This window comes from Pseudomonas sp. K5002 (genome assembly GCF_013386655.1).
In the GTDB taxonomy this organism is placed as follows: Bacteria; Pseudomonadota; Gammaproteobacteria; order Pseudomonadales; family Pseudomonadaceae; genus Aquipseudomonas.
Map to the genome: position 1 here is coordinate 1 of NZ_JACARK010000863.1, position 7,147 is coordinate 7,147.

At 60.6% G+C, this 7,147-nt stretch carries 8 protein-coding genes and 1 pseudogene; 3 read left to right on the forward strand and 6 right to left on the reverse strand.

Annotated features, from left to right (window positions below):
• A partial coding sequence (locus tag HX846_RS30120) for a YicC/YloC family endoribonuclease (RefSeq protein ID WP_306173170.1) occupies positions 1-307 on the reverse strand: 307 nt, incomplete at its 3' end.
• A gap of 217 nt (positions 308-524) precedes the next feature.
• Here HX846_RS30120 and rph point away from each other — a divergent pair.
• Together rph and HX846_RS30130 are read left to right on the forward strand one after the other, a co-directional pair.
• On the forward strand, positions 525-1,247 hold the full coding sequence (gene rph / locus HX846_RS30125) for a ribonuclease PH (RefSeq protein ID WP_003213280.1): 723 nt from the start codon (positions 525-527) through the stop codon (positions 1,245-1,247).
• A gap of 22 nt (positions 1,248-1,269) precedes the next feature.
• Positions 1,270-1,638 (forward strand): DUF4870 domain-containing protein, encoded by a 369-nt coding sequence (locus tag HX846_RS30130; protein WP_003213278.1) that lies wholly within the window; start codon positions 1,270-1,272, stop codon positions 1,636-1,638.
• A 58-nt stretch (positions 1,639-1,696) separates the two neighbouring features.
• Here HX846_RS30130 and HX846_RS30135 read toward each other — a convergent pair whose 3' ends face one another.
• Complete coding sequence (locus HX846_RS30135) at positions 1,697-2,476, reverse strand: exodeoxyribonuclease III (protein ID WP_003176915.1); 780 nt, start codon at positions 2,474-2,476, stop codon at positions 1,697-1,699.
• Positions 2,477-2,558: 82 nt separating this feature from the next.
• On the opposite strand from HX846_RS30135, the gene pyrE reads away from it, so the two are divergent.
• On the forward strand, positions 2,559-3,203 hold the full coding sequence (gene pyrE / locus HX846_RS30140) for an orotate phosphoribosyltransferase (RefSeq protein WP_003213276.1): 645 nt from the start codon (positions 2,559-2,561) through the stop codon (positions 3,201-3,203).
• 168 nt (positions 3,204-3,371) lie between these two features.
• Here pyrE and argB read toward each other — a convergent pair whose 3' ends face one another.
• From argB to coaBC, 4 genes and pseudogenes are all read right to left on the reverse strand, one after another.
• Positions 3,372-4,277, reverse strand: a complete 906-nt coding sequence (argB, locus tag HX846_RS30145; protein ID WP_003213275.1) for an acetylglutamate kinase — start codon at positions 4,275-4,277, stop codon at positions 3,372-3,374.
• Positions 4,278-4,296: 19 nt separating this feature from the next.
• A pseudogene (locus HX846_RS30150) lies at positions 4,297-5,718 on the reverse strand (phosphomannomutase/phosphoglucomutase); the annotation flags it as partial.
• 252 nt (positions 5,719-5,970) lie between these two features.
• Positions 5,971-6,426 (reverse strand): dUTP diphosphatase, encoded by a 456-nt coding sequence (gene dut, locus HX846_RS30155; RefSeq protein ID WP_003213270.1) that lies wholly within the window; start codon positions 6,424-6,426, stop codon positions 5,971-5,973.
• Positions 6,427-6,431: 5 nt separating this feature from the next.
• Positions 6,432-7,147 (reverse strand): bifunctional phosphopantothenoylcysteine decarboxylase/phosphopantothenate--cysteine ligase CoaBC (gene coaBC / locus HX846_RS30160; RefSeq protein ID WP_178966777.1); only part of this gene is annotated, 716 nt, incomplete at its 5' end.

Genomic DNA, 7,147 nt, shown 5'->3' on the forward strand with positions numbered 1-7,147 from the left:
CGGCAGGCTGCTTGATCAGGCCGGCGATGGTTTCGGCGGCGGCGATCAATTGCGCGGCGCGCTCGCGATCCACCTGCAACGGCTTGCCGGTGGTTTCCTCGGTAAAGCGCAGGGTGCATTCCAGCTTGCCGCGGGAGATGCCCTGGCGCAGTGCCTCACGAACCGCGCCTTCGAGGTCACGAAACGATTCCGGCAGGCGCAGGTGCGGCTCCAGGTAGCGGCTGTTGACCGAGCGCAATTCCCAGCTCAGGGTGCCTTGGACGCCGGCTTTTTCGACGCGGGCGAAGGCGGTCATGCTGTGCACCATGGAGGTACCTCGCGATGCAGTCCCGCAAACAGGCGGGCTGATGGGTAGATTGAAGCCGACAGGCTGCGAAGGCGCAGGATTGTAGCTCAAGGGGACGGGTGGCCCCAAACAGTGGCTTCGGTGCCCGGGTTTGTAACAGGATTTTTTAGCCGTGCCGATCAGGGCTGGCGGCTCTATAATGCTCGGCAGTTTTTCGTCCTCCGTACAGGTATCCCCTATGAAACGTCCAAGTGGTCGCGCTGCCGATCAGCTCCGCTCGATCCGCATCACCCGCAACTACACCAAACACGCCGAGGGATCTGTACTGGTCGAGTTTGGCGATACCAAGGTTATCTGCACCGTCAGCGTCGAAAACGGCGTGCCGCGTTTCCTCAAGGGCCAGGGCCAGGGTTGGTTGACCGCCGAATACGGCATGCTGCCGCGCGCCACCGGCGAGCGTAACCAGCGTGAAGCCAGCCGTGGCAAGCAAGGCGGCCGCACCCTGGAAATCCAGCGCCTGATCGGTCGCTCCCTGCGTGCAGCCCTGGACATGTCCAAGCTGGGCGACGTGACCCTGTACGTCGACTGCGACGTGATCCAGGCCGACGGTGGCACCCGTACTGCCTCCATCACCGGCGCCATGGTTGCCCTGGTCGACGCGCTCAAGGTCATCAAGAAACGTGGTGGCCTGAAAGGCGGCGATCCGCTCAAGCAGATGATCGCGGCTGTATCGGTCGGCATGTATCAGGGCGAGCCGGTGCTGGATCTGGACTATCTTGAAGATTCGGCTGCCGAGACCGACCTGAACGTGGTGATGACCAGCACCGGTGGTTTCATCGAAGTGCAGGGCACCGCCGAAGGCGCGCCATTCCAGCCGGCGGACCTGAATGCCATGCTGGCCCTGGCCCAGAAGGGCATGACCGAAATCTTCGAACTGCAGAACGCCGCATTGGCCGACTGATTCAATCCCAAGGAGCGACGCCATGAGTGACAGCCAACTTCCACTGCCGACACCGTCCAAGGAAGTTCGCCAGTGGGCGATGCTCTGTCATTTTGCGGCGTTCTTCGGGCTGATGTTCCCGTTCGGCAGCCTGCTGGGGCCCTTGATTCTTTGGCAGGTGAAGAAGGATGCAGACCCGTTCATTGATGACCAGGGCAAGGAAGCGCTGAATTTCCAGATCACCGTGGGCATTGCCTGGGCGGTCTGCTTCCTGCTGGGTTTTATCGTGATCGGCTTCGTGTTGATGACCGTGCTGGTGATCGGCGCGGTGGTGATGACGATCATTGCGGGCATCAAGGCCAACAAGGGCGTGGCTTATCGTTATCCGTGGACATTGCGGTTGATCAAATAACCACCGCCCACAAAAAAACCGACAGTGATGTCGGTTTTTTTGTGCCTGGAAAAAGACCTTAGATGGTCAAGGTCCAGTCGTAGTCCACGATCAGCGGCGCGTGCTGCGAGAAGCGCGGCTGGCGTGGCAGACGTGCGCTGCGCACGAAGCGACGCAAGCCTGGCGTCAGCAGCTGGTAGTCAAAACGCCAGCCGAGGTTGAGCATCTCGGCCTGTTCGTTATCCGGCCACCAGCTGTACTGGTCGCCTTCGCGGCTGACTTCCCGCAGGGCATCGACATAGCCCATGTTGCCGACAATCTCGTCCATCCAGGCCCGTTCCGGCGCCAGGAAGCCCGGGGATTGCTGGCTGTCGCGCCAGTTCTTGATATCCAGCTTCTGTTGCGCCACGTACAGCGAGCCACAGTAAATGTACTCGCGACGTTTGCGCCGCTGTTTATCCAGATAACGGGCGAAGTCGTCCATTAGCTTGAACTTCTGGTTCAAGTCTTCATCGCCATTCTGCCCTGATGGAAGCAGCAAGGTCGCAATGCTGACCTTATCGAAATCGGCTTGCAGGTAGCGCCCGTAGCGGTCGGCTGTCTCGAAGCCGAGGCCGCTGATGACCGCCTTGGGTTGCAACCGCGAATACAAAGCCACGCCGCCTTGGGCGGGAACTTCGGCATCACAGGCATAAAGGAAGTAGCCATCCAGTTGGAAGGCTGGGTCGTCCAGTTCAAAGGCGGAGGCGCGGGTGTCCTGCAGGCAGATGACGTCGGCATTCTGGGCTTGCAGCCAACTGAGCAAACCACGCTCGACTGCAGCCTGAATACCATTGACGTTCACACTGATGATCCGCATAAATGGCCCCAAAAATCGCGTGCGTGTATGATACACGCCGTCTACCTAATTAGCTAAATCCGTGGTATCTGAGGCTTTTTTCATGCAGGCGTATCAACGCGATTTTATTCGTTTTGCCATCGATCGCGGCGTATTGCGCTTCGGTGAGTTCACTTTGAAGTCCGGGCGCACCAGCCCTTACTTCTTCAATGCCGGCCTTTTCAACTCGGGTTCTGCCCTGGCGCAGCTGGGTCGTTTCTATGCGGCCGCCATCGTTGAAAGCGGTATTTCCTTCGACGTGCTGTTCGGTCCTGCCTACAAAGGCATCCCCCTGGCGGCCGCGACCGCCGTGGCGTTGGCTGAACATCACGAGCTGGATCTGCCTTGGTGCTTCAACCGCAAGGAAGCCAAGGCCCACGGCGAAGGCGGCAGCCTGGTGGGTGCGCCGCTCAAGGGCGACGTGCTGATCATCGACGACGTGATCACTGCCGGTACGGCGATTCGCGAAGTGATGCAGATCATCGCTTCACAGGACGGCGCCAAGGCGGCCGGCGTGTTGATCGCGCTGAACCGCCAGGAGCGCGGCAACGGTGAATTGTCGGCGATCCAGGAAGTGGAACGTGATTTCGCGATTCCGGTGGTGAGCATCGTGTCCCTGAACCAGGTGTTGCAGTTCCTGGAAGATGACCCGCAGCTCAAGCAGCATTTGCCGGCGGTCAAGGCTTATCGCGAGCAGTTCGGCGTTTAGAAGATCCATGTGGGAGCGGGCTTGCTCGCGAATACGGCTTGTCAGTTGATATATGTGTCGACTGACCCGCCGCTTTCGCGAGCAAGCCCGCTCCCACATTTTTAGACCGAGTACATAGAAAAGGCCCCGTTCAATCGAATTGAACGGGGCCTTTTTGTTTACCAGCGCTTAGGGGCGCTTGCGGTTACTGATCAGGGTACCCACACCGGTATCGGTGAAGATTTCCAGCAGGATCGCATTCGGCACCCGGCCATCCAGGATCAACGAGCTGCCAACGCCGCCTTGCACCGCTTCCAGCGCGCAGCGGATCTTCGGCAGCATGCCGCCGTAGATGGTGCCGTCGGCGATCAGGTCGTCCACTTGCTGGGTCGTCAGGCCGGTCAAGACCTTGCCTTCCTTGTCCATCAAGCCGGCGATGTTGGTGAGCAGCATCAGCTTCTCGGCCTTCAGCGCCTCGGCCACCTTGCCGGCGACGAGGTCGGCGTTGATGTTGTAGGACTCACCGTTGGCACCGACACCGATCGGCGCGATCACCGGAATGAAATCGCCTTTCACCAGCAGGTTCAGCAGGTCGGTGTTGATGCCGATCACTTCGCCCACCTGGCCGATGTCGATGATTTCCGGCTGGGTCATCTCCGGGGTCTTGCGGGTCACGGTGAGCTTCTTCGCCCGGATCAGTTCGGCGTCCTTGCCGGTCAGGCCGATGGCGCTGCCGCCATGGCGGTTGATCAGATTGACGATGTCTTTGTTCACCTGGCCGCCCAGGACCATCTCTACCACGTCCATGGTCTGGGCGTCGGTCACACGCATGCCGTCGATGAAGTGACTCTCGATGGACAGGCGCTTGAGCAGGTCACCGATTTGCGGGCCGCCACCGTGCACCACCACCGGGTTGATCCCGACGGCTTTCATCAACACGATGTCGCGGGCAAAGCCGGTTTTCAGCTCGTCGCTTTCCATGGCATTGCCGCCGTACTTGATCACCAGCGTCTTGCCGACGTAGCGTCGAATGTAAGGCAACGCTTCGGAAAGGACCTTGGCGGTATTGGCGGCGGCTTCGCGTTCGAGGGTCATTCAGGGCTCCGGTAAAAAATCAGAACGGTAATTGGAGATCAGGGGCAACACGTTTCAACTGGGCGTGGAACACGTCCTTGATGCGCTGCAACTCAGCCTCGGTATCCGCCTCGAAACGCAGCACCAGCACCGGTGTGGTGTTGGATGCGCGAACCAGGCCCCAGCCTTTGGCGTAATCGACTCGCACACCATCAATGCTGGTCAGGTCGGCGCCTTCGCCCCATTGCGCATCGTGCAGTGCGTCAATGATGCTGAATTTGCTCTCCTCGGTCACATGGATATTGATCTCTGGCGTAGAAATATCATTCGGGAAGGTCTGGAACAGCTCCTGCGCGGTCGATTTTTCCTTGCTGAGGATCTCCAGCAGACGAGCGGCGCTGTAAATGCCGTCGTCAAAGCCGAACCAGCGCTCCTTGAAGAACACATGGCCGCTCATTTCGCCGGCCAATAGCGCGCCGGTTTCTTTCATTTTCTTTTTGATCAACGAGTGGCCAGTCTTCCACATTAGCGGGCGACCGCCGTATTCCTTGATCAGCGGTGTGAGGCGGCGGGTGCACTTCACGTCGAAGATAATTTCGGCACCTGGGTTGCGCGCAACCACGTCGCGGGCAAACAGCATCAGCAGACGGTCTGCAAACACGTTTTCGCCGGTGTCCGTCACCACGCCAACGCGGTCGCCGTCACCGTCGAAGGCCAGGCCGACGTCAGCCCCGGTCTCCTTGACCTTGGCGATCAGGTCCACCAGGTTCTCGGGCTTGCCTGGATCCGGGTGATGGTTCGGGAAGTTGCCGTCGACGTCACAGAACAGCGGGATCACTTCGCAGTTCAGGGCTTCGAGCAGTTGCGGGGCGATCACGCCGGCCGCGCCATTGCCGCAGTCCACCACCACTTTGAGGCGGCGCGCGAGTTTGACGTCGCCGGTGATTTGGTCAGAGTAGCGCTGCAGGATGTCGACTTTGGTGACGCTGCCTTCGCCGCTGGTCAGGTCGTTGGTCTTCAGGCGGGTGTGCAGGGCCTGGATCTGTTCGTTGGCGAGGGTATCGCCAGCGATGACGATCTTGAAGCCGTTGTAGTCCGACGGGTTATGGCTGCCGGTGAGCATCACGCCCGACTTGCCGGCCAGTACGTTGGCTGCGTAGTACAGCGCAGGCGTCGGCACCAGGCCCACGTCGCTGACGTGGCAGCCGCTGTCGGCCAGGCCTTGGATCAGTTGCTCGACGAGTTCGGGGCCGGACAGGCGGCCATCACGGCCTACGGAAACGTTGGGCTCGCCCTGTGCCAGGCTCTGGGAGCCAATGGCGCGGCCGATCCAGTAGGCGGTCTCGGCGGTCAGGGTCTTGGGGACCACGCCACGAATGTCATAGGCGCGGAAAATGCTGTCGGGAAATGTCGGGGCGACTCGGGCTGGGTTGCTCATTGCGGGGGGGAACTCCATCGATAAGGGGCTGGGCTGGCCTCAAGGGTGCTGACCGGCAGGCTCAAACTGAAGGGTAAGACGGCGTTTTTGGCATAGAGTTCGTGGTGCAAAAGTGCCATCGGCGCCGAAGCTCCGCCCTTTTGCCCCCTTAATGCCCTGATTTCACTGGGGAAACCTTGCTGGTAAGTTCCGCGCATTCTTCATCCTGAAAGGCCATGCGTTGGCATCAGGCCGGGTGAGGCACCCGGCTTGTTCGGCTAAGTCAATTCAGCTTAGTCAGTGGCTGCCGGAATGCCCGAAGCCACCTGCGCCGCGTTGTGTTTCGTCGAACTCTTCGACCAGCTCGAAGTGCGCCTGCACCACCGGCACCAGCACGAGTTGGGCAATGCGCTCGCCGACGGCGATATTGAACGCGGTCTGGCCACGGTTCCAGCAGGACACCATCAACTCGCCCTGGTAGTCCGAGTCGATCAGCCCCACCAGGTTGCCGAGGACGATGCCGTGTTTGTGGCCCAGGCCGGAGCGCGGCAGGATCAGCGCCGCCAGACCCGGGTCGCCCACGTAGATCGACAGGCCGGTCGGAATCAGAATGGTCTGGCCTGGTTCAAGCACGGTGTCCTGCTTGAGCATGGCGCGCAGGTCGAGGCCGGCGGAGCCTGGTGTGGCGTAGGCCGGCAGCGGGAATTCGTTGCCGATGCGGGGGTCGAGGATCTTGGCTTGCAAAGCGTGCATGGAAATTAAACCTGGTTCAGCCGTTGGGCGATAAAAGAGATCAGTTGGCGGGCAATCTTGCCCTTGCTGGTCTGGGCGAAAACGGTAGCGTGCAACTCGCGGTCGATCACGCTGATGGCATTTTCCTCGCTGTTGAAGCCGATGCTCGGGTTGGCGACATCGTTGGCGACAATCAGGTCGAGGTTTTTGTCTTTCAATTTGCGTGCGGCATAGTCCAGCAAATGCTCGGTTTCGGCGGCAAAACCGACGCTGAACGGGCGGTCCTCACGGGTGGCGATGGTCGCCAGGATGTCCGGGTTACGGACCATTTGCAGGAGCAGGCCGTCGCCGCTTGTAGGGTCTTTCTTGAGTTTCTGCGGTGCAACCACCTCGGGGCGGTAGTCCGCTACCGCAGCCGAAGCGATGAACAGGTCGCAGGGAATCGCCGCTTCACAGGCCGCCAGCATGTCGCGGGCGCTGACTACGTCGATTCGGGTGACGCGATCCGGGGTCGGCAGATGCACCGGGCCGGTGATCAACGTCACACGGGCGCCTGCCTCGACCGCCGCTTCCGCCAGGGCAAAGCCCATTTTTCCTGAGCTATGGTTGGTGATGTAGCGCACCGGGTCGATGTTTTCCTGGGTCGGGCCGGCGGTGATCAGCACGTGCTTGCCGGTCAGGGCCAGGTGCTGGAAGCAGTCGGCGGCGCAGTGGGCCAGGTCGGTGGCTTCGAGCATGCGGC

Coding starts and splice junctions, on each gene's coding strand:
- HX846_RS30135 (WP_003176915.1), bottom strand. CDS start 2,476: ATGCGGATCATCAGTGTGAACGTCAATGGTATTCAGGCTGCAGTCGAG.
- rph (WP_003213280.1), top strand. CDS start 525: ATGAAACGTCCAAGTGGTCGCGCTGCCGATCAGCTCCGCTCGATCCGC.
- dut (WP_003213270.1), bottom strand. CDS start 6,426: ATGCACGCTTTGCAAGCCAAGATCCTCGACCCCCGCATCGGCAACGAA.
- pyrE (WP_003213276.1), top strand. CDS start 2,559: ATGCAGGCGTATCAACGCGATTTTATTCGTTTTGCCATCGATCGCGGC.
- argB (WP_003213275.1), bottom strand. CDS start 4,277: ATGACCCTCGAACGCGAAGCCGCCGCCAATACCGCCAAGGTCCTTTCC.
- HX846_RS30130 (WP_003213278.1), top strand. CDS start 1,270: ATGAGTGACAGCCAACTTCCACTGCCGACACCGTCCAAGGAAGTTCGC.